The sequence below is a fragment of the Aquirufa nivalisilvae genome, from assembly GCF_004307455.1.
GTDB classification, from domain to species: Bacteria; Bacteroidota; Bacteroidia; order Cytophagales; family Spirosomataceae; genus Aquirufa; species Aquirufa nivalisilvae.
The window spans coordinates 204629-225650 of record NZ_SEWX01000005.1; the positions used below are offsets into that span (position 1 = coordinate 204629).

Genomic DNA, 21022 nt, shown 5'->3' on the forward strand with positions numbered 1-21022 from the left:
ATTGAACCTTGATAGGCTCAATGAATAAAGATAAAGAATTCTTTAATTACGAAAAAATTCTCGATAAAAATTGACTATTGTCATAATAGTAATTTGACAATCAGCCACCTAAATGAATATTGGTATTTATTTTTTGATTTGTTGACTGAATAGCGTTTTTCCTGATTCATCAACAAATTGAAATTCCAGCACTTTCGGTTGAATGAAAAATGCGGCAAAACCATTGGCAGATTGTGCAAACTTGGCTTTTTCAGTGGATTTCAATGCTGTTATTTTACTTCCTGCGCCTGAAATCATATGATGTAGCTTCAGGCTAAGTTGATTGTATTCCAAATGATGCTCGTGCCCTGCCAAATAAAAATCGACACCTACTTTTTCCATTAAGGCTTGCCACGAGTTTGCCACATGATTTTTCCTATCCTTTCGTGGGCCAGAAGTTACCAAAGGGTGATGTCCTACTGCTATTTTCCATTGGGCATTTGATTTTGACATCAAATCGGTAAACCATTTTTTTTGAGCACTGGTATCTTGAGATGCCACATTAGTTCTGAATGGTTCATCCTCATCTTGATAATAACCTAGTTCAAAAGGGGAGGTATCTAAAAATGCGATCAACAATTGACTACCATCCGATAATTTATAAGTTTTGGAATAGTAGCGAGCTGGCATATTCCATCTTCTACTGATTTGAGAATAGTCAATTTCTGCTTGAGGATTGCCAGCATAATCATGATTCCCTAAAACTGGATACCAATTGACATGCAGACTATGTCCTAAATAAATATCTTCAAAACTGCTTTTCCAGATAGGATCCATGGCACTAGCCACACCTTTGGGATAAATATTATCTCCGGTAGTTATGATGAAGTCAATATCAGCTTCTGTTCCTGTAAGAGACATTTGTTTGGCAACTTCTTTTTGATGATACTCCCCTTGTCTACCAAAATCGCCAATTACTAAAAAACTAATATCAGCTTTAGGATACTTTTGTGTCGTTTGGGCTATGTTGACTTGTATACATAGTAACACCAAAAATCCCGTTAGACTTATTTGTTTCATACTTCAAAAGATTGAATATTTTCAAACACACTTCCTTTTTGGAATGATTTTAAAATCCATCCTCCGCCAATCACATCATCTCCCTCATAAAATACAGCAGCTTGCCCTGGAGCAATACCTGAAACTTCGTCGTGAAAAGTGACTTTAATTTTTCCACCTATTTGCTCAATCAGCGCTTCTGTGCCAGGATCTTTATATCGAACTTTAGTGATGGTTTCTAAGCCACCTGCAGGAATTTCAGCATATTTCTGAAGATTTAATTGGCCTACATACATGCCAGTTCGATTCAAATCTTCCAATTTTCCAATGACTACTTCATTGCTCTCTTTACGTATTTCCGTTACGAAGGCTGGGAAACCAAAGGCTTTTCCAAGTCCTTTTCTTTGCCCAATGGTATAGAATGGATACCCTTCATGCTTTCCAATGACTTTACCAGCTTGATCTATGAAGTTTCCACCCTGTACAGCCTCTTCTAATTCAGGTAAGCGTCTTTTGAGAAAGCCTCGGTAATCATTATCAGGCACAAAACAGATTTCATAGCTCTCAGATTTATTGACTAAGTCCACAAAACCCCTTTCAGTTGCCATTTCACGGATACGTTGCTTGGTCAAATGGCCTAGTGGCAAAATCGTTCTAGCTAAGCTCTCCTGTGAAACACCCCATAAAACATAACTTTGATCCTTTAAGGCGTCTACACCTTTAGAAATCACATATCGATTATTCTCTTGGCGTATTTGTGCATAATGTCCTGTAGCAATGAAATCACAGCCTAATTGATCTGCTCTACGCAAAAGTGCATCCCATTTGATGTGTGTATTGCACATGACACATGGGTTAGGAGTACGGCCTTCCACATATTCATTGGTAAAATAGTCAATGACCGAATCGCCAAATTCTTCGCGAATGTCCAATATATAATGTGGGAATCCCAAGGATACCGCAATATGTCGGGCATCATTAATGGAATCTAAAGAACAGCAACCTGTTTCTTTTTTAGTTCCACCCGAACTTGCATAGTCCCATGTTTTCATGGTCATGCCAATGACTTCGTAACCTTGTTCGTGTAATAAAACAGCTGCGACTGAGCTGTCAATGCCGCCGCTCATAGCGACGAGAACGCGTCCTTTTGTTTCCATATTCAATTCAGGTTCAAAGCCTGCAGAAATTTTCTGCAATTTAGGGAATTATTTCTCCATTAAGTCAATTTTATTTGTAATTCACGTCCTAAACCGTAGTTTTGCCAATTGTTTTAGAAGAGATTATGATGTTAAAAACACGTGTTAAGGTTTCTGCAATTGATAACCTTTCAGACGCTCGCTATTGTGCAGGCATGGGGGTAGATTGGTTAGGGTTTGCCTTACATAATATGCCACTAGATAAATACAAGGAAATAAGGAATTGGTTGAGTGGGGTAGAGGTTGTAGCTGAACTTTCAGGAGTTTCAGCCGATCAAATGAAAGAAATAGTTCAAAACTATGCTCCTGATTGGATCGAAGTGGATTCTAGAGCACAATTACCTCGTTTATTGGAATTGGACATTCCTAAAATGATGCGGGTAAACATAGATACAGATAATTTACCGGCATTATTTGCGACTGCTGCTCCTTATGTAAACTACTTTTTATTGGTTGCTGATTCTCCTGATTCCTTGTTGGGAATGGAAGCACAAATAGAAACTTGGGCAGCACAGTATCCCGTTATTTTAGGATTAGAACTTCCTGAGGAAGATTTGGAAGAATGGGTGGAACAAAGCTCAATCCAGGGTATCGGACTAACTGCTGGCCAAGAGGATAGACCTGGCTTTAGGGATTTTACGGATTTAATGAGTATCTTAGAAAAATTAGAAACGGAATAATTCAATCCATTTATGCTACAACGAATTCGCGCAATCGTTCAACAGCTTAAAAGCCTTTTCTGGACAGGATTGGAGCGTTTAACTGCTTTTTTATTGCCTTTATTAGCTCGTGTTCTGGGCGAAAAAAAGTATTCTTGGTTAGTTGGGCAAGTGGCTATGACCCAATTTTTTCTTCGGACAAAATGGAGAATGGTTGAAGCTTATTATGAAGCTCATGTAGATCGCAATTCCCCTTATTACAGACCTATTGTGACCATGTGGAAAGTGGCAGGGAAAGTGGTCATGTATGTGCTAATTTACCTTTTTGTGATTGAGACCAATATATTTTGGTTGACAGGTGAAATGCCAGGCGTTGATGAATTGCAAAATCCTAAGTTATCTCAAGCTTCCGAAATTTATTCTGCCGATGGCGTTTTATTGGGTAAGTACTTTGCTGAGAACAGAACTCCTATTCGTGATTATAAATTACTTTCTCCTTATTTGGTACAAGCTTTAGTGGCTACAGAAGATGCGCGTTTTTATGAGCATACTGGGATTGATTTTCAAGCTTGGGCTGGAGTGGCAGTGGGATTAGTAAAAGGCGGTGATCGGGGAGGTGGAAGTACTATTTCTCAACAATTAGCTAAGAATTTATTCAAAACACGTACTAAAAAGAGTTTTACAAAAACGGGATTGTTTGGATATATACCAGGACTTAGCAAATTGATTTATAAATCAAAAGAATGGGTTACCGCTATCAAATTGGAAAGATTTTATACGAAAGACGAAATCATCCTTTGGTACTTAAATACGGTCGATTATGGAAATAATGCGTACGGTATTAAAGTCGCTTCCAAAACCTATTTCAATACTTCCCCTGATTCATTGAACATCCAAGAAGCTGCTATATTAGTAGGGCTTCAAAAGGCCACCACAACATATAATCCTAAGCGATATGAAGGTAAACCTTTAGAGCAAAATAGGGCATGGAAGCGTCGAAATGTGGTATTAGCTCAAATGGTTAAAGCAGGTTACATCAAAAAGAATGCCTATGATTCTTTGGCAAAAATGCCAATTGAATTGCATTCTAATGAAGAATCTCCTTACGATGGTACAGGTAACTATTTTAAAGTAGCCATTGCCAAGTATTTGAATGAGTGGGCAAAAGCCAATGATATGGAGATTGATTTGTATCGAGATGGATTGAAAATTTATACCACCATTGATTCAAGGATGCAAATTCATGCCGAGCAAGCGGTAGAATCAGGTATGCGCTCCATTCAAAAAACATTTGATAATCACTGGACTGGCCAAAACCCATGGGTAGATGAACATGGTAAAGAAATTCCAGGTTTCATTGATACCGTCGCTAAACGCACAGAATATTATAAAGCTTTAGTACATAAATATCCCAAAAATCCCGATTCTGTCATGCATTACATGAAGAATGTTAAGCGTAAAATGTGGGTTTATTCGAGATCTACTTTGGGAGAAGAACAAATGACTATGAGTGCTTATGATTCCATTCAATATTATAAGCGTTTCTTGCAGTCGGGTATGATGACACTAGATCCATATACAGGTCATATCAAAGCCTGGGTAGGAGGATTAGACTTTAAATACTTCAAATACGATCACGTCAAGCAATCCAAGCGTCAGCCAGGTTCAACCTTTAAACCTTTTGTTTATACTGCAGCTATTGATGGTCCTAAAGATTTGTCGCCATGCTACATGATGACCGATGAACCATTTGAATTAGAAGTGGAGGAAAAAGGGGAGAAGAAAATTTGGCGTCCTTCCAATGCGGATGGTACATTTTCTTATGCCGCAATGCCCATTCGACGAGCATTGGCTAAATCCATTAACTCCATTACCGCTCGGTTAACGAATGAAGTTGGGGCCGATACGGTCATGTACTATGCCCAAAAAATGGGTATCAAGAGCCCATTAAAAGCAGTTCCTTCCATTGGATTAGGTTCTTTTGATGTGTCATTATATGAAATGATTGGAGCATATTCAGCTTTTGTTAATGAAGGAATTCATGTTGAACCCATGATTGTTCAAGAGATCAAAGATCAAAATGGCAAAGTTTTGCAGCGATTTGAACCTGTTTCCTATCGAGTTATTCGAAAAGAATCTGCGCAATTGGTCCGTTCAATGTTAGAAGGAGTCGTGTATGAAGGTGGAACGGGGAGTTCGTTATTGTGGAATGAAGGAGAAGTCTTGTTACCTACTAATAACCGATATGCTCCTGCATTTGCAGCTAAAACAGGAACAACCTCCAATCATTCGGATGGTTGGTTTATTGGTATGACCCATAATTTGATTTCGGGAGTTTGGGTAGGTGGTGACGATAGGTCAATTCACTTTCGAACGGGTGCCCTTGGTGAAGGTTCAAAGACGGCACTTCCAATCTACAAGCGATTTATGATTAAGGTGGTAAATGACCCTCTGTTGGCCAATTATAAACCTGTGCCATTTGATAAATTGGATAAACGTGTGGTCAAAAAAGATTTTAATTGTCAAAGTTCATACAGTACATTGCCGGATTCACTTCAAGTAAGTGATTCGGAATTGGATTCGCTTAATTCATTATTAGGAAGTCCTTCAGAAACACCCGATACCAATCAACATTCTCCACAATAAGTATGCGTAAGGAAGTCATAGCTGATTATTTCAAAGGTTTACAAGATTCCATCTGTAGAGGTATAGAAGCTGTTGATGGGGGAAGCAGATTTAAAGAAGACCTTTGGAAGCGTAAAGAAGGCGGAGGTGGGAGATCTCGAGTTATTGTGAACGGCAATATTTTGGAAAAGGCGGGAGTTAATTTTTCAGCCGTGTTTGGACCTTTGCATCCCAAAATGGTGAAGAGTCTTGCTATCAAAGAAGAAGTAGATTTCTTTGCATCAGGAGTGTCTATTGTGATGCATCCCATTAATCCTTGGGTTCCTATCATTCATATGAATGTTCGGTATTTTGAGTTAAGCAACGGAGAACATTGGTTTGGTGGAGGTATTGATTTAACCCCTCACATCATTATTCCTGAGCAGGCTAAATGGTTTCATGAGCAGATCAAAGCAGTTTGTGATCGATTTGATAAGTCGTATTACCCTAAATATAAAACCTGGGCAGATGATTATTTCTTCAATACTCACCGTGAAGAAACGCGTGGAATTGGCGGAATATTTTTTGATTATGTCAAGTCTAAAACCTTGGAAGAAAAATTAGCCAATTTTGAATTTGTGAAAGCTGTTGGTGAGGCATTTGTTCCAATTTACAGTCACTTGATGCAAGAAAATGCTATTAGGCCGTTTGGAGAGAAAGAAAAAGCATTTCAATTACTTCGTCGTGGCAGGTATGTAGAATTTAATTTAGTGCACGACCGAGGTACGAAGTTTGGATTAGAGACAAATGGAAGAACGGAATCTATTTTGATGAGCTTACCACCCATGGCAAGCTGGGATTATATGCACGATTATTCTGATTATCCATTGGGACTAGAAACACAGAAATTGTTAGTTAAGGGAGTGGACTGGATATAAATTATTTTGAATTCATTTTATACAAAAGCAGCTAGAAATAAATTCTAGCTGCTTTTGTATTTAAATATGATACTATTCGAAAGTTGAATTTCTAGCTTTCCTTTTCCCAAACGACACTGATGCCTTTGGGTGTCATCAATAAAATACGCGTTGGAGAAGGTAACAATACCAATCTAGCACCTACAGCAGGATTTTCTATCCACTCTACCTCGACTCCTTCTTTTTTACCAATTTCAATTTCTCCATCTTCTGTTTCTACGAATTTCTTAGCTAAGTAAGCGGTAGGCAAAAGGACATCGGATTCAGGACAATGCTTGATATGAACCTTCTCTAGAATGTCTTCTAATTGATCACCATATTTTTCATTAAAATCATCTTCTAAATCGTGTAAGATTTCTTCTACATCATCGTAGCTTTCATCTGAATAATTTAATTTAGAGAGTTCTAAGCGCTTTTCTAGGATGGCAATCATTGCCGCGTCAATCGTATTCATGAAGTATTTTTCTATTTTTTTGTAAAGATAGGCCTTAAAATGAATTTCCTAAACATGATTTTCATGAAAAGGATTGATACGATTGAAATTTGGGTTGAAATGTAAATTTCCTTTTTGAATAGATAGGCCAGAAGCAAAATTATTCGTGTACAAGGTGCCAGTTCCTAAACCCTGTGGGATAGAAGGTGAATATTCTGCTGTAAATTGTGCAATCGCTTGTAATCCTATATTGGATTCTAGGGCTGAAGTTATCCACCAGCCCATTTTACGTTTTTCTGCCGCTAGAATCCAATCATGACTAGCAGAAAAGCCACCTACTAAGCTAGGTTTAATGATGATGTAATTAGCTGGTATTTTATCTAGTAATTGATTTTGTTGATCTTCACTTTCTAAGCCTATCAACTCCTCATCTAAAGCGATCGGTAAAATGTTTTCTTTGCATAATTCAGCCATCGCATTCCAAAGTCCAGCCCGAATGGGTTGTTCAATACTGTGAATATCCAATTGGGCCAATTTCTCTAATTTATGTACCGCCTCATGGCTTGTAAATGCCCCATTAGCATCAACTCGAATGCTTAGTTTATTGGCAGGAAACTGACTTCTTATATTTTTTAAAATAGCTAATTCTTGATCAAAATCAATGGCCCCAATTTTTAATTTTAAACAGGTAAAACCCTGCGCTATTTTTTGTTCAATTTGATCTTCCATGAAATCGGGTTTCCCCATCCAGATCAAGCCATTGATGGGAATTGCCATTTTTCCAAGGCTAAATTCATTGTCAAAATAGACCCCATTTTTAGCTTGGATATAATCAAAAGTAGCCATTTCAATGGCAAATTTGTAAGACGGATAACCTAAGGGGAGATGGGAAATAAATAAAGGAATTTCTTCTAAAGTTTCAGGGAAAAACTCCCAATTAGCACTCTTGATGTATTTCTCGAATCCAGCTAGCCCTTCTTCTTCAAATTCGGGACTTAGTCCTCTCAAAGGACCGGCTTCACCTAATCCTACTTGGATGGGGTTTTTCTTGTTTTTAATCTGAATGAAATACGAATTCTTTTCAGTTAATACTCCTCGTGAAGTACCAGCTTCAAAGTGAAATTTTAGGGAATGTTTTTGGTAAGAAACGGATATATCGAACATAGCTGCAAGTTATTATTTTCTGGGCTGTTTTGCCGCCTCGACGATTCTTTTTAGCTTTAAACTTGATATGAAAAATATAATCACCTGGTTTCCGGCATTGCTTTATGGAATAATTATTTCCCTACGGAATACTTTTTATGATTGGGGTTGGTTCAAATCACATCATTTTGAAAAGCCTAAAACCATAGTCGTTGGAAATTTGGCCGTAGGTGGAACAGGGAAAAGTCCATTAGTGGCTTATTTGATTAAGAATTCACCTTGGAATAATTCTTTAGGTATTTTAAGTAGAGGCTATGGTCGTGTGAGCAAAGGATTTAAATGGGTAGAAGTAAATTCTAAAGCATCTGAAGTTGGGGATGAACCACTAACCTATAAGGCTACATTTGTTGATGTTCATGTCGCAGTTTGCGAAAGCCGAGTATTTGGTATTCAACAAATGAATGAGCAGGTGCCAAACTTAGAGACAGTTATATTGGATGATGCATTTCAGCACCGAGCTCTGAAAGCGGATTTTAATATCATTTGTACCACATTTGATCAACCTTATTTTAAAGACCATTTAATGCCTATGGGGCGTTTAAGGGAATGGAGAGAAGGTATTGAAAGGGCTGATGCTGTTGTGGTGACGCGTTGTCTTTCCAAATTAGACCAGCAGCAAATGGATTATTTTGAATCCGAAATACCTAAACCTACTTTTTTTGCTTCTATTCGATATGGCAATCCCATTGGAAATGATGTAGCAACGATTAATGCTTGGCATGCCTTGGCAGGAATAGCGGATCCTGTTTTGTTTTTTGAACAAGTTGGTACTTTAGGGGAATTGAAAAGCACACAATCTTTTCCAGATCATCATCGTTTTAGTCAGGCAGAACTACTTGAATTGAATACAAAGGCAGCTAATATGGCCGATAATGAGGCATTTATAACGACACATAAGGATTTTGTTCGCCTTCAAGCTGCCTATCAGGAATTTCCTGCTTTAGCTAAAAAATTGGCCTATTTGCCGATGGAGATGTACTTTTTGAACAAGGAAGATAAGTTTTGGAGCATGTTGAATCAAAGCCTGACAAGATAATTTCCTTAAATTAAGCTACCTTTGTGGGGATGAAATATCGGTTAACTTTTCTTTTTCTTATTTCTTTTTTACTTCCAATTTCGATTTGGGCTCAAGTGTTAACACCTGGGTCAAATTCTGGATTTCCGGGTACTCAAAATCCTAATGATCGGAATGGCTTCCCCAATGCAGCTTCCCAAAATAATCAGGGAAAAAATAAAGGACCTCAAAAAAGTGGTCGAGCTGCCTTAGACGATTCCACGAAACAAGTCTATGGCCCGAATACCATGTATTTTGTGCATGAATCAGACATTGTCAATTCAAGAGAAATTAAGCGTAGAATAGACACGACGCTGACCTTGTTTCAGCGTTATTTATTCCAAGAGAAAAGTGGCTTTTTGACTGCCAATTTGGGTAATGATGGGACAGCCGTTCGACAAGTATTTTTTCAGTCACCTGGTAGTTTAGGAACTCAATTAGGGTATTCGGTATATTCTCCTTATACATTTCAAGCTGACCAAGTGCGGTATTTTAATTCCAAATCGCCTTATTCTGAAGTGGAATATAACTTAGGCGGAGGTGGTCAAACTCGTTTGAATTTTAATTTTGCTAGAAACGTAGATTCTCTTTGGAATATAGGTATTGCTCTACAAAGAATGGTAGCCGATAAAGTCTTGACAGATGCGGCATTTAAATCTGGTGAGCAAAGTTTATTGGGACAATGGGGCCTGTTATTGCATACTAATTTTCAATCTAAAAATAAGAAGTACCGCTTATTGGGACATATTAATTATTTTGATCAAGGGACGAATGATCAAGGTGGGGTTAAATTGTCAAAGACATTGACAGCCGATGAAGCACTGAAGTACACGGATAATACAGCTATATTGTCCAATTCTCTTTCTCAATCCAATGATAAATTCATCAAGTTTCATGTTTACCATGAATTTATAGGCTGGAAAGGTTTACAATTATTTCAAGCTTTAGATGTAGAAAACCGAACTGTGAAGTTTAGAGATAAAGCATTTCAACAATCATTAACAGATGGCTTTTATCCACGAACTTACATTCAATACATTCAGGCTCCAGCAGAAGATTCTCTTTATAATGAAAACCGTTGGTCATCTTACAGTCATCAAACAGGCTTAAAAGGAATTTACAAGCAATTTGTTTATCGGACTTACTTAAAGCAACGTTATTGGTCAGTTTACAATCCATTGAACGAGAGTAAATTAGATCGATTTGAGAATTATGTAGGTTTGTGGATTAATCAATCATTTAATCAGAATATTGATTTTACAGCGGAAGGAGAATATCTATTAGGTTCTGATTATCGATTAAAAGCAAGTTTTCAATCGCCCTTTTTTCAGGTTACGGCTCATCGAATATCTTATAGTCCAAGTATTGCAAACAATTGGGTGTATAATACCTCTTATCGTTGGAAAAATGATTTTGCGAATATATCCATGGACGAAATCTATGGAGGGATTAATCTGAAGTCAAAATATATTTATTTTAAACCAGGTTTAACTATTCAGCGTATTTCTGATTGGATATATTTTGATTCTTTAGCCACTCCGACTCAAACTAAATCGGATATTGGAGTATTCAGAACTTCAGTGGATTTAGGAGGACAATGGAGAAAATTTTCTTGGTTTACGAAGGTGTATGCCAACACGCAAACAGGACCCGATGTTATGCGCATGCCCAACTTGTTGATTGACGCTAACTTGGCATTGGATGTTCAATACAAAAAGTTATTGTACGTTCAATTTGGGATAGATATTCATCATCAATCGGCCTATTTTGCGGATGCGTATCAACCTGCACTTCAACAATACCACCTTCAAAATAATTATCAAGTACCGGCTTTTGTTCAGCTTGATCCTTATGTTTCCTTGCGTATTAATCGGGTACGCTTATTTTTCAAAATGTCGCATGCCAATTATGGCCTTCTGAACAATAATTATTACACGGCTTACCTTCATCCAGCGATGTCGCGAGTTTTTGGTTATGGGGTAAAATGGCTTTTGTTTGATTAAAAATCACCTTCAGAAATCCAAAATAACAATCCTACAAATGTGGGGAAAAAGTGAGGACGCCATATTCCTTCCTCGCTCCAAATGAATTTCTTTTTTACTGATTTTACCTACATTTTCAGCACAACAAGCTCCCATTTTTTCATTAGATTTACCTAGTTAAACATTGAAAATACATGACAACAATTTCTCGTAGAGAATGGGTCAAGGGAATGGCCTTAGCCACCTTAGGTACGGTAGTATTTTACGACCTTTCGGCTCAAAAAATTCCGGTAAAACAGACATCGGAGAAATCTAAACCTTGGACTTCGAAACAAGACCAACAACTGAATGAATGGGTGGGAGTTATCATCCCTGAATCTACAATTCCTGGAGCGGTAAGTTTAGGAGTTCCCGTGTTTATAAAAACTATGTTGGATGATTGCTACGAAATTTCTGCACAAGCTACTTTCCGAAAAGTAGTGGATGGATTTACCGATTCATTTGAATCCTATGCAAAAAAACCTTGGACTCAAGCTAGCCAAGCAGAAAAAGAGCAATTCCTTTTTGCTATGGCTCAGGGTAATCTTGGAGCTGATGCACAAAAAGCCATGTCAACCCTAAAAGGATTAACTATTCAGGGTTATACTTCCTCGGAAGAAATTATGGTCAAATACTATCATTATGTCATGGCACCAGGCTTTTTTAACGGCTGTGCTCCTGTCAAAAAATCATAAGCTTATAGCAATGAACTATTTAACAAATACTGAAAAACGCACCTATGGTGCTATTGTCATTGGATCAGGAATGGCAGGAGGATGGGCTGCCAAAGAATTTTGTGAGAAAGGTATCAAAACATTGGTTTTGGAAAGAGGAAGAAAAGTAACTCACAACGAAGATTATCCTACCACCTTAATGTCTCCTTGGGAATTTCCCCACCGTGGTCGATTGACGGATGAAGAAATCAAGGAAAATCCCATCATTTCCAAATGTTATGCATTCAGGGAAGATGCCAAGCATTTTTTTGTGAAAGATAAAGAACATCCTTATGAACAAGATAAGCCTTTTGACTGGATTCGGGGTTATCAAGTAGGAGGGAAATCTCTTTTATGGGCTAGACAAACACAGCGTTGGTCTCAATTGGATTTTGATGGACCTGCGCGAGATGGTTTTGCGACCCCTTGGCCAATAACCTATAAAGAATTAGATCCTTGGTATTCCCATGTAGAGAAATTTGCAGGGATTTCAGGAAATAAAGATGGCTTAGATGCACTTCCTGATGGGGAGTTTTTGCCACCTCATGAATTGACTTGTGTTGAAAAGCACTTTCAAAAGGAAATTAAACGTCTATATAATGACCGTCATGTGATTATTGGTCGATGTGCGCATTTAACTCAACCTCAGGATATTCACTATCAACAAGGCCGAGCACAATGTCTAGGGAGAAATTTGTGTCAAAGGGGATGTCCTTATGGGGGCTATTTTTCAGCCAATGCATCGACTTTACCTTGGGCTGCTAAAACGGGTAATATGACTTTACGTCCTGATTCGGTGGTGCATTCTATCATTTATGACGAGAAGAAACAAAAAGCTGTTGGTGTTCGTGTGGTTGATGCTCATACTAAAGAAATGGTTGAATATTATGCCAAAGTGATTTTTGTTACTGCAGCGGCTTTAAATACCAATTTGATTTTATTGAATTCAACTTCACATCGTTTCCCGAATGGCCTTGGAAATGATTCTGGTTTATTAGGTACACATATTGCTTTTCATAATTACCGTGCCTCTATTTCAGCTGAATATGAAGGTTATTTGGATTATAAAACGGAAGGTGGACGCCCTAATTCTGGGTATATTCCTCGTTTCCGTAATTTGTATAAGCAAGAAACCAATTTCCTACGTGGCTATGCGGCCGGTATGAATGCAGGAAGAGGTTCAAGTACTGATCGGGAAGGTTTAGGGGAAAGCTTGAAAAATTCCTTATTAAACCCCAAAATGAATCAAATGTGGTATGCGGGCTCACACATGATGGGAGAGACCATACCGAAAGAATCCAATAAAGTCACACTGGATAAGTTGAAAAAAGATGAGAATGGCATGCCAATTTTGCATGTTAATGTAGCTTATGATGACAATGATGATAAAATGGTGCAAGATTTTATCGACCAGTTTACGGAAATGTACACCAAAGCTGGTTTTAAAAACATTCGCCATCGGGATACCAAACAAGCACCAGGTTTAGATATTCATGAAATGGGTGGAGTTAGAATGGGGGCTGATGCTAAAACATCATTGCTGAATAAATGGAACCAAATGCATCATGTGAAAAATGTGTTTGTAACAGATGGTGCTAGCATGACTTCAACATCAACTCAAAACCCATCCTTAACCTACATGGCTTTTACTGCAAGAGCCGTGGATTATGCTGTCAAAGAAATGAAAAAGGGAAATTTGTAAGACAGTATGAAATCATTTTTAAGGCAGACAGCGGAACACCTCATAACCCAACATGGTTTTGATGAATTACGTGAAGTGGCCATTGTGATGCCATCTCAACGTGGAGCGCTTTACCTTAAAACACAATTGGCTCAGTTAGGAGAAAGACCTTTTCTTTCCCCTAAAATTATGACCATTGAGGAGTTTGCTCTGCAAATGACTGATTCTGAGCTTATGGATCCCATTTCCTTATTGATGGAAGCTTTTGCTTGTTTTAAGGAAGTAGATCAGCAAGTGGATTTTGATCGATTTGTTTCATGGGGTCAATTAATGTTGAAGGATTTTGATGTATTAGATCTTTATTTAGTTGACCCTGTACAGTTATTTTCTTTTTTATCGGAAGCCAAATCACTGGAGCGTTGGGGACAAGAATATGGCGAAGATCATCCTGAAAAATTCATCACAGAAAATACTAAAGCATATTTTCAGCTTTATGATTATTTGCTGGAAGTTTATTTGCGACTTAAAAGCCGTCTGGAATCGCTTGGTTTAGTGTACCGAGGCATGGCATATCGTAGATTGGTTGAGAATTTAGAAAAGGGTATTGCCCTCACTAAAAAGTTCAAAAAAATATATTTTGTCGGATTTAATGCATTGTCCAAAGCAGAAGAGGAGATTATCCGGTTATTATTGAAACAAGGTTTAGCTGAAACACTTTGGGATGCCGATGAATATTATGTGAAAAACAAATTTCATAGGGCTGGCAATTGGTTGAGAAACTATGCTCATCCAGCTTCTCAAGATTATTTAGCACGTGGGCCTTTCCTTTGGATGGGAAAACATTTGTTGGAAGACCCTAAAAAAGTACAAATTTTAGGCGTCGCCAATCCATCTGCTCAGATTTATGTGGCCATGGAGGCGATTCGTCAATGGGCTTATACAAATGGAGATCAAGAACAGGTTGCTTTGGTACTGGGAGACGAGTCTCTTTTGGATCAAGTGACCCAATATATCGGTGAGTTCAAAGATAGACTAAACATCACCATGGGCTTTTCCATCAAAAAAACACAGGTGTTTTCTTTGATTACCTTATGGTGGGAATTGACTCAAAGGGGACTAGATGGACGATATCCTATGTCGCATTTTATGAAACTTTGGAACCACCCATTAGTTCAAGTTTATGTGAAATACTGGTCCAAACAGAATCCAATAGTAGATAGTCAATTGCTCCAGTCAAAATTGGGTACTGATAGTTTATATGTGTCCTTTGAAACGATTAAAGCGATCAATATTCCTTTACTACATCATGTTTTAGTTAATGTCGAATCTGATTTTTCTGAAATATTAGGGCATATCAAAGGATTTATAAATCAAATTTTACGTGCATATCCTGCTAATGAATGGGATGAAGAAGCTCAAGCCATTCAACAAGCATTTGATGTTTGCGAAACGTTGGAGACTTCCATGCAAGATCGATCTCCCATTTCATTTAAAAGTGGGAAAATTTTGTTAATGCAATTACTGCAACAGCAAAAGTTGACTTTTGAGGGACCAGATCATAGTTCCCGAACCTTGCATGTCATGGGTTTACTGGAAACAAGAACCTTGGATTTTGACCGTGTAATCATTCTGTCATTGAATGAAGGTTCATTACCAGGAACAAGAAAGCGAGAAAGCTTGATCCCAACGGACATAGCCAACATGTCCTATTTTTTACTTCCAACTTTTACTCAGGCAGATGCCGTTACGTCTTACCACTTTTATCGATTATTGCAGCGAGCACAAGAAGTAATACTCTGTTATGTACAACCTTCCGAAAAATCGAACATCAAGGAAATGAGTCGTTTCATCAAGCAAATTCGATTTGATTGGAAAAAGAAGAATCCTAATCTGATTTTGGAAGAGCCCATATTGCAATTAGGTCAACCAAAAGTGCAGCGAGAAGAGCATGTGAACCGAATTGAAAAAACGGGGGATATGCGGCAAAAGATCAAAGATGGACTTCAAAAAAGAGGCTTATCTGCATCCTCTGTGTCTATGTTGATGACCTGTTCTATGAAATATTATTTCTCTCAAATAGTGGGCTTGCGAGATGAAAAACAGAGTGACGATGATATGGGTGCTGATGTTTTTGGGACTTGGATTCATAAAGTTTTAGAAATCATCGATTCTGAAATAATTGAAAAATATCAAGGGAACTTGGACCAAGTGGATTGGAACGATAAAATCAACCATTTGGATGATTATTTGAATCAGGCCATTCGAGAAATAGAGAAAGAAAAAGGGGTATTTGAATTAGAGAAAGGCTTTAATTATGTGTTGAAGGAAGTTGCCAAAACGATTTTAGAAAATTATTTGCAAGCTTCACCGCAGTGGGAAAGCCAAGCTATTGAACTTTTAGTTGTGGAGGGAAGTTTAGAGACCATGGTTAATATTTCGGTCGATGGAGAAACTTGGCCTGTAAAAATTAAAGGAAGAATAGACCGAATGGATCGCTTGGGTACCAATACTATTCGGATTATTGATTACAAAACGGGTAAAGTAGAGCAAAAGGATTTAAAGATTGGAGAAGATCTTATGTCGGAATTAACTTCCGAAGATATTAAGGAAAAGCTTTTTCAATTGTGGTTATATAAGTTTTTATTGGGTACAGAATTGCTTAAACCAAGCGAAGAGCGAGTCGACTATTTGAAGCAAATCCAAACAGAGAATATTCAAATTCAGCCAGGTATCATTTCATTTAGAAATTTGGGCCCAAAAGTTTTAACAGAGAATATTGAATTTAGTGAGAATCAACCTTTAGTTGCATTTTTGAAAGAATCAGAACAATTGGTTTCGCATTGGGTTCAGAGATTAATAGATCCATTAGCCCCTTTTGAGAAAACAGCTAATTTAGAAGATTGCCAGTATTGCGACTTTAAAGGGATTTGTCACCGCGAGGTATAGGTTTTTTTATTAAGGAAATAAATGCCTTAAATTTGATTTTTATTGACACATTTAGAAAAATAATATGACATTTCAAGACATCAACGATCGAATTGCTACCATGGCTGCACAAAAAGGCGGCTTAGGCGTATCATTTAAGTTTGCTTTTCCAGAAGGAATCATTGTGGTAAAAAATGACGGAACAGTAACGAATGAAAATGAAGAAGCTGATTGTACTATTTCTGCCACTGTAGAAAATTTCAGTAAAGTGATGTCGGGCGACTTAAACCCGATGATGGCTGTCATGACCGGGAAAATCAAGATTTCTGGAGATATGTCGGTGGCAATGAAATTACAAAACTTGCTATAATGGATTTTAAGGATACAATTATTGCCCTAGCTACACCTTTGGGTGTAGGTGCTATTGGTGTCATTCGCTTGTCGGGTGATCAGGCCATTACATGGGTTAATGAGGTATTCCCAAACAAAGATTTATCCAAACAAGCTCCACATACTTTACACTATGGACGTATTGAGTCCAACGGAAGAGTCTATGATGAGGTAGTGATTAGTTTATACAAAGGCCCTAAGTCATATACCAAAGAGGATGTTATTGAGATTTCTTGCCATGGTTCGCCCTATATTCAAGAAAGTATCATTCAATTATTTGTGGAAAAAGGAGCTAGATTAGCTAGAGCGGGGGAATTCACACAAAGAGCCTTTTTGAATGGAGCATTTGATTTAGCTCAAGCAGAAGCGGTAGCGGATGTTATTGCCGCTGACTCAGCCGCAGCTACTTCTGCAGCCTTGCATCAATTGCGGGGAGGCTTTTCGCAAGAATTGGCTGCTTTGCGCGAGGAACTAATCCATTTTGCATCATTGATTGAACTGGAGTTGGATTTTGGTGAGGAAGATGTAGAATTTGCGGATCGCCAAGATTTGGAGGATTTGGTAATCAAGCTGTTAGATAAAGTAAGGCCTTTGGTAGCTAGTTTTAAGGCGGGAAATGCCATTAAAAACGGCGTAGCTACTGTGATTGTTGGAAAACCCAATGCTGGTAAATCCACCTTGTTAAATGCCTTATTAAAAGAGGAGAGAGCCATCGTGTCTGATATTGCAGGAACTACCCGAGATAGTTTGGAAGATGAGTGGGTATTAGGTGGTATTCGATTCCGCTTGGTAGATACGGCAGGACTGCGAGATACAACAGATTTGATAGAAGCCCAAGGAGTTCAACGAACGCAAGCTTGGGTAAAGAAGGCTCAAGTGATTTTATATGTGGTGGATGTGAGTGTGGATAAACCAGAGGACATTCGAGCTACTTTGTTGGAGATGGCTGAATTAGACATCCCCTTGATTTTGGTATTAAACAAAGTCGATGAGAACCAACCTGCCATTGCAGATTGGGAAGCGATGGGTTTTCCTACCGTTGCCATTTCGGCCAAATTTGGTCAAGGATTGGCGGATTTTGAGCAAACATTATTGGATGTAGTTGGTTTAAATCAAGTGTCCAACTCAGGAACGATGGTTACCAATTTGCGCCATTACGAGAAATTAAAGCAGACGCAGGAAACCTTGGAAGAGGTTTTAGCTGCTTTAAAAATTAATTTAACAGGAGATTTAATTGCTCAGGACTTACGGTATGCCTTACACCACTTAGGCGAAATCACAGGGGCCATCTCCAACGACGACCTATTGAAAAACATCTTTGGGAAGTTTTGTATTGGGAAGTGATTTTATAAGTAAGATTCTTGATGTTTGGTATATCTATGCAAATTTTAATACTTGCAAATTAATTCTAGGATTCAAATTATTATGCCAGAGATTATGCAAAGTAACGACATCATATTTTACACCACCCCAGCAGGTCATGTGAATATTGAAGTAGTTTTTAATAATGAAACATTTTGGCTTACCCAAAAAGTCATGGCAGAATTATTTGGGGTAAAAGTACCAGCCATTAGTAAGCACTTAACTAATATTTATGCGGAAGGTGAATTAACTTCATCTACGACTATTTCCAAAATGGAAACAGTGGTAAATAGAGGTTTTAGGGGCGAAGTTTCTGAAAAATTAGATTTTTACAACTTAGACGCTATTATTGCCGTAGGCTACAGAATAAATAGCTATCAGGCGACACAATTCCGCATTTGGGCAACCAAAACGCTTAAGGAGTTTATTGTCAAGGGCTTTGTGTTAGATGATGAACGTTTGAAACAAGGCAAGCGCTTTGGCAAAGATTACTTTGATGAACTCTTAGAACGCATCAGAGAAATTAGAGCCAGTGAAAGACGTTTTTACCTCAAAATCACGGACATATATGAGCAGTGCAGTATAGACTATAATAAGGATGCAGAAATAACACAATTGTTTTTTAAAACAGTTCAAAACAAACTGCATTGGGCTATTACAGGCAAAACAGCAGCCGAACTAATAGCACAAAGAGCTGATGCCAGTAAACCCAATATGGGTTTAACTACTTGGAAAAATGCACCCACTGGCAAAGTATTAAAAGGTGATATTGGCACAGCAAAAAACTATATGCAAGAAAAAGAAATCAAAGAGTTGGAGCGTATCGTTAGCATGTATTTAGATTTTGCAGAACTGCAAGCCGAAAGGCAAGTACCAATGAAGATGGTAGACTGGGTAACAAGATTAGATGCTTTCTTGCAATTCAACGAATATCAAATACTTAAAGATGCAGGAAAAGTAAGCCACGAGGTAGCAATGAAACTGGTAGAAAAAGAGTTTGCAAAATTTAGGGTAATTCAAGACCAAAATTTTGTAAGTGATTTTGAAAATCATGTTAAAAAGGTAGTTAACTCTACCAAATCTACTAGTGGTAAAAATTTGTGAAAATATAAAACTTTCAAATTAATGAATTGGTAAGCTATACAGTATAAATATATGCCCAAAATCAGCACCTACGTCAATTTTCCTGGAAATGCAGAAGAGGCATTTCTCTTTTATCAATCGATTTTCAAGACCGAGTTTGTCAATGGCATTCAACGTTTTGGCGAATTGCCAGTTGATGAGAATCAACCTCCTGTGCCCGATTCTATTCAGCACATGGTTTTACACATAGAACTACCTCTATTGAATGATCATATCTTGATGGCTAGCGATGCTCCTGCTGAGCTGGGTTTTAGTGTAAGCACAGGTAATAACATGCACATTTGTGTGGAACCAGATAGTAAAGAAGAAGCGCAACGAATTTTTGATGGATTGTCAGATGGTGCTGTCATCACCATGCCTATTCAAGATATGTTTTGGGGTGCCTATTATGGGACTTTAACCGATCAGTTTGGTATCAATTGGATGATTACCTTTACAGCCAAATAGCAAGTGAACCAAACCTCGTCGATTCCTAGAAAATAGACTCATGCAATTCATCACCATTCGGTTTTTTCATATTGCAGGTTTTGGACAAAAGCTTAAAGCTTTTTCTTTGATGGGGAAATTGAGAACTAATCCTTGGCAAGCTGATGGTTTACTATTTGCTAAACAATTAGGAACAGGAGCTGGGAAAGGCTTTTCTATTTGGCCAGATTGGGGCACCTATGCTTTTTTAGGTCTTTGGGAGAAAGAAGATGCTGCGCAGCATTTTTTTGAACATGATAAACGCTGGCTCGAATTTTCAGGTTTATGTCAATCGATTTCAGGATGGGATGCCACGCCATGGAAAGGACATGGTACTTGGAATAATTTACAACCTTTTGAATTTGAAGAAGATCATGAGCCTTGGGATGGACCAGTGGCCGTTATTACGCGTGCTAGCATCCGTCGCTCACAAGCTTTACGATTTTGGATGAATGTGCCCTCTTCTAGTCGAGGTATTGAAAATCAAGCCGGCCTTATTTACGCTAAAGGAGTAGGGGAGATTCCCTTGTTTGAACAAGCAACATTCAGTCTGTGGGAAAATGTGCAGGCCTTGGATGCCTTTGCTTACCGTTCTCGATCCCATGCCCCCATGATTAAAAAAACGAGGCAATATCAATGGTATTCAGAGGAGATGTTTATAAGGATGAAAACCAAGAGAATTAATGGTGAATGGTAAATTGTGAATGGTAAATTATATTGATTGATATCGAAGTTTATATTCTATTCAGTAATTAACCATTCACAATTTACCATTTACCATTCACAATTTACCATTTCCAATTACCTTATTGCTTCCACTCCTCTAGTTCTAGTTCTGATACGAATCGCATCTTGCACATCATAAATGAATATTTTGCCGTCTCCAGTATTGCCTTCTGAGGCATTATCTAAAATGACATCAATGCATTTTTCAAGATTTTCGTCACTTACTACGCATATAATCATCACCTTGGGAAGTAAAATCAAGGACTTCTCTGTACCACGGTAAATCTCCGAATAGCCTTGTTGTAATCCCGCTCCACGCACAGGAACAACGGTCATACAAGGGATGTTGGCATCAATTAGCCCTTTTTGGATGGCTTTTAATTTAGATGGCTTAACTATGGCTTCTACTTTTTTCATGTGTGTTTCCCTTTC

The 21022-nt window shown here is 38.1% G+C and carries 18 protein-coding genes; 13 read left to right on the forward strand and 5 right to left on the reverse strand.

Annotated elements, in window-relative coordinates:
- Nucleotides 1-126 precede the first annotated feature (126 nt).
- Together EWU22_RS07695 and mnmA are read right to left on the reverse strand one after the other, a co-directional pair.
- Nucleotides 127-1059, reverse strand: coding sequence for a metallophosphoesterase (locus tag EWU22_RS07695; protein WP_130925086.1), 933 nt, complete (start codon nt 1057-1059; stop codon nt 127-129).
- A complete protein-coding gene (mnmA, locus tag EWU22_RS07700) occupies nt 1056-2195 on the reverse strand; it encodes a tRNA 2-thiouridine(34) synthase MnmA (RefSeq protein ID WP_130925087.1) in 1140 nt (379 codons plus the stop codon). The genes EWU22_RS07695 and mnmA overlap by 4 nt, the downstream gene beginning before the upstream one ends.
- A 125-nt stretch (nt 2196-2320) precedes the next feature.
- Here mnmA and EWU22_RS07705 point away from each other — a divergent pair, with 125 nt between their 5' ends.
- From EWU22_RS07705 to hemF, 3 genes are read left to right on the forward strand one after another with little or no spacing between them, the layout of a single operon-like run.
- Nucleotides 2321-2914 (forward strand): beta/alpha barrel domain-containing protein, encoded by a 594-nt coding sequence (locus EWU22_RS07705; RefSeq protein ID WP_145962623.1) that lies wholly within the window; start codon nt 2321-2323, stop codon nt 2912-2914.
- Between the two features lie 12 nt (nt 2915-2926).
- Nucleotides 2927-5539, forward strand: a complete 2613-nt coding sequence (locus tag EWU22_RS07710; protein ID WP_130925089.1) for a transglycosylase domain-containing protein — start codon at nt 2927-2929, stop codon at nt 5537-5539.
- Between the two features lie 2 nt (nt 5540-5541).
- Nucleotides 5542-6435, forward strand: coding sequence for an oxygen-dependent coproporphyrinogen oxidase (gene hemF, locus EWU22_RS07715; protein ID WP_109322739.1), 894 nt, complete (start codon nt 5542-5544; stop codon nt 6433-6435).
- A gap of 91 nt (nt 6436-6526) precedes the next feature.
- On the opposite strand, the gene EWU22_RS07720 is transcribed toward hemF, so the two are convergent.
- Together EWU22_RS07720 and EWU22_RS07725 are read right to left on the reverse strand one after the other, a co-directional pair.
- Entirely contained in the window at nt 6527-6928 is a 402-nt protein-coding gene (locus EWU22_RS07720) for a hypothetical protein (protein ID WP_109322740.1), read from the reverse strand.
- A 48-nt stretch (nt 6929-6976) separates the two neighbouring features.
- Nucleotides 6977-8071 (reverse strand): o-succinylbenzoate synthase, encoded by a 1095-nt coding sequence (locus EWU22_RS07725; protein WP_130925090.1) that lies wholly within the window; start codon nt 8069-8071, stop codon nt 6977-6979.
- Between the two features lie 67 nt (nt 8072-8138).
- Between EWU22_RS07725 and lpxK the strand changes: the two genes are divergently transcribed.
- From lpxK to EWU22_RS07775, 10 genes are all read left to right on the forward strand, one after another.
- A complete protein-coding gene (gene lpxK, locus EWU22_RS07730) occupies nt 8139-9146 on the forward strand; it encodes a tetraacyldisaccharide 4'-kinase (RefSeq protein WP_130925091.1) in 1008 nt (335 codons plus the stop codon).
- A gap of 29 nt (nt 9147-9175) precedes the next feature.
- Nucleotides 9176-11167, forward strand: a complete 1992-nt coding sequence (locus EWU22_RS07735) for a putative porin (RefSeq protein ID WP_130925092.1) — start codon at nt 9176-9178, stop codon at nt 11165-11167.
- A gap of 173 nt (nt 11168-11340) precedes the next feature.
- On the forward strand, nt 11341-11880 hold the full coding sequence (locus tag EWU22_RS07740) for a gluconate 2-dehydrogenase subunit 3 family protein (RefSeq protein WP_130925093.1): 540 nt from the start codon (nt 11341-11343) through the stop codon (nt 11878-11880).
- Nucleotides 11881-11890: 10 nt separating this feature from the next.
- Nucleotides 11891-13600, forward strand: coding sequence for a GMC oxidoreductase (locus EWU22_RS07745; RefSeq protein ID WP_130925094.1), 1710 nt, complete (start codon nt 11891-11893; stop codon nt 13598-13600).
- 6 nt (nt 13601-13606) lie between these two features.
- Nucleotides 13607-16525 carry a PD-(D/E)XK nuclease family protein gene (locus EWU22_RS07750; RefSeq protein ID WP_130925095.1) on the forward strand — a complete coding sequence of 973 codons (2919 nt, stop codon included), beginning with the start codon at nt 13607-13609 and terminating at the stop codon, nt 16523-16525.
- Nucleotides 16526-16589: 64 nt separating this feature from the next.
- Entirely contained in the window at nt 16590-16874 is a 285-nt protein-coding gene (locus EWU22_RS07755) for an SCP2 sterol-binding domain-containing protein (protein WP_109322748.1), read from the forward strand.
- Complete coding sequence (mnmE, locus tag EWU22_RS07760; RefSeq protein ID WP_130925096.1) at nt 16874-18238, forward strand: tRNA uridine-5-carboxymethylaminomethyl(34) synthesis GTPase MnmE; 1365 nt, start codon at nt 16874-16876, stop codon at nt 18236-18238. The genes EWU22_RS07755 and mnmE overlap by 1 nt, the downstream gene beginning before the upstream one ends.
- A gap of 81 nt (nt 18239-18319) precedes the next feature.
- On the forward strand, nt 18320-19360 hold the full coding sequence (locus tag EWU22_RS07765; protein WP_130925097.1) for a virulence RhuM family protein: 1041 nt from the start codon (nt 18320-18322) through the stop codon (nt 19358-19360).
- Between the two features lie 51 nt (nt 19361-19411).
- Complete coding sequence (locus tag EWU22_RS07770) at nt 19412-19846, forward strand: VOC family protein (RefSeq protein ID WP_130925098.1); 435 nt, start codon at nt 19412-19414, stop codon at nt 19844-19846.
- Nucleotides 19847-19886: 40 nt separating this feature from the next.
- Complete coding sequence (locus EWU22_RS07775; RefSeq protein WP_130925099.1) at nt 19887-20561, forward strand: hypothetical protein; 675 nt, start codon at nt 19887-19889, stop codon at nt 20559-20561.
- Between the two features lie 104 nt (nt 20562-20665).
- Here the strand turns inward: EWU22_RS07775 and EWU22_RS07780 are convergent, their stop codons facing one another.
- Nucleotides 20666-21007 (reverse strand): P-II family nitrogen regulator, encoded by a 342-nt coding sequence (locus EWU22_RS07780; RefSeq protein WP_130925100.1) that lies wholly within the window; start codon nt 21005-21007, stop codon nt 20666-20668.
- Nucleotides 21008-21022 lie beyond the last annotated feature (15 nt).

Coding starts and splice junctions, on each gene's coding strand:
- EWU22_RS07695 (WP_130925086.1), bottom strand. CDS start 1,059: ATGAAACAAATAAGTCTAACGGGATTTTTGGTGTTACTATGTATACAA.
- mnmA (WP_130925087.1), bottom strand. CDS start 2,195: ATGGAAACAAAAGGACGCGTTCTCGTCGCTATGAGCGGCGGCATTGAC.
- EWU22_RS07705 (WP_145962623.1), top strand. CDS start 2,321: ATGATGTTAAAAACACGTGTTAAGGTTTCTGCAATTGATAACCTTTCA.
- EWU22_RS07710 (WP_130925089.1), top strand. CDS start 2,927: ATGCTACAACGAATTCGCGCAATCGTTCAACAGCTTAAAAGCCTTTTC.
- hemF (WP_109322739.1), top strand. CDS start 5,542: ATGCGTAAGGAAGTCATAGCTGATTATTTCAAAGGTTTACAAGATTCC.
- EWU22_RS07720 (WP_109322740.1), bottom strand. CDS start 6,928: ATGAATACGATTGACGCGGCAATGATTGCCATCCTAGAAAAGCGCTTA.
- EWU22_RS07725 (WP_130925090.1), bottom strand. CDS start 8,071: ATGTTCGATATATCCGTTTCTTACCAAAAACATTCCCTAAAATTTCAC.
- lpxK (WP_130925091.1), top strand. CDS start 8,139: ATGAAAAATATAATCACCTGGTTTCCGGCATTGCTTTATGGAATAATT.
- EWU22_RS07735 (WP_130925092.1), top strand. CDS start 9,176: ATGAAATATCGGTTAACTTTTCTTTTTCTTATTTCTTTTTTACTTCCA.
- EWU22_RS07740 (WP_130925093.1), top strand. CDS start 11,341: ATGACAACAATTTCTCGTAGAGAATGGGTCAAGGGAATGGCCTTAGCC.
- EWU22_RS07745 (WP_130925094.1), top strand. CDS start 11,891: ATGAACTATTTAACAAATACTGAAAAACGCACCTATGGTGCTATTGTC.
- EWU22_RS07750 (WP_130925095.1), top strand. CDS start 13,607: ATGAAATCATTTTTAAGGCAGACAGCGGAACACCTCATAACCCAACAT.
- EWU22_RS07755 (WP_109322748.1), top strand. CDS start 16,590: ATGACATTTCAAGACATCAACGATCGAATTGCTACCATGGCTGCACAA.
- mnmE (WP_130925096.1), top strand. CDS start 16,874: ATGGATTTTAAGGATACAATTATTGCCCTAGCTACACCTTTGGGTGTA.
- EWU22_RS07765 (WP_130925097.1), top strand. CDS start 18,320: ATGCCAGAGATTATGCAAAGTAACGACATCATATTTTACACCACCCCA.
- EWU22_RS07770 (WP_130925098.1), top strand. CDS start 19,412: ATGCCCAAAATCAGCACCTACGTCAATTTTCCTGGAAATGCAGAAGAG.
- EWU22_RS07775 (WP_130925099.1), top strand. CDS start 19,887: ATGCAATTCATCACCATTCGGTTTTTTCATATTGCAGGTTTTGGACAA.
- EWU22_RS07780 (WP_130925100.1), bottom strand. CDS start 21,007: ATGAAAAAAGTAGAAGCCATAGTTAAGCCATCTAAATTAAAAGCCATC.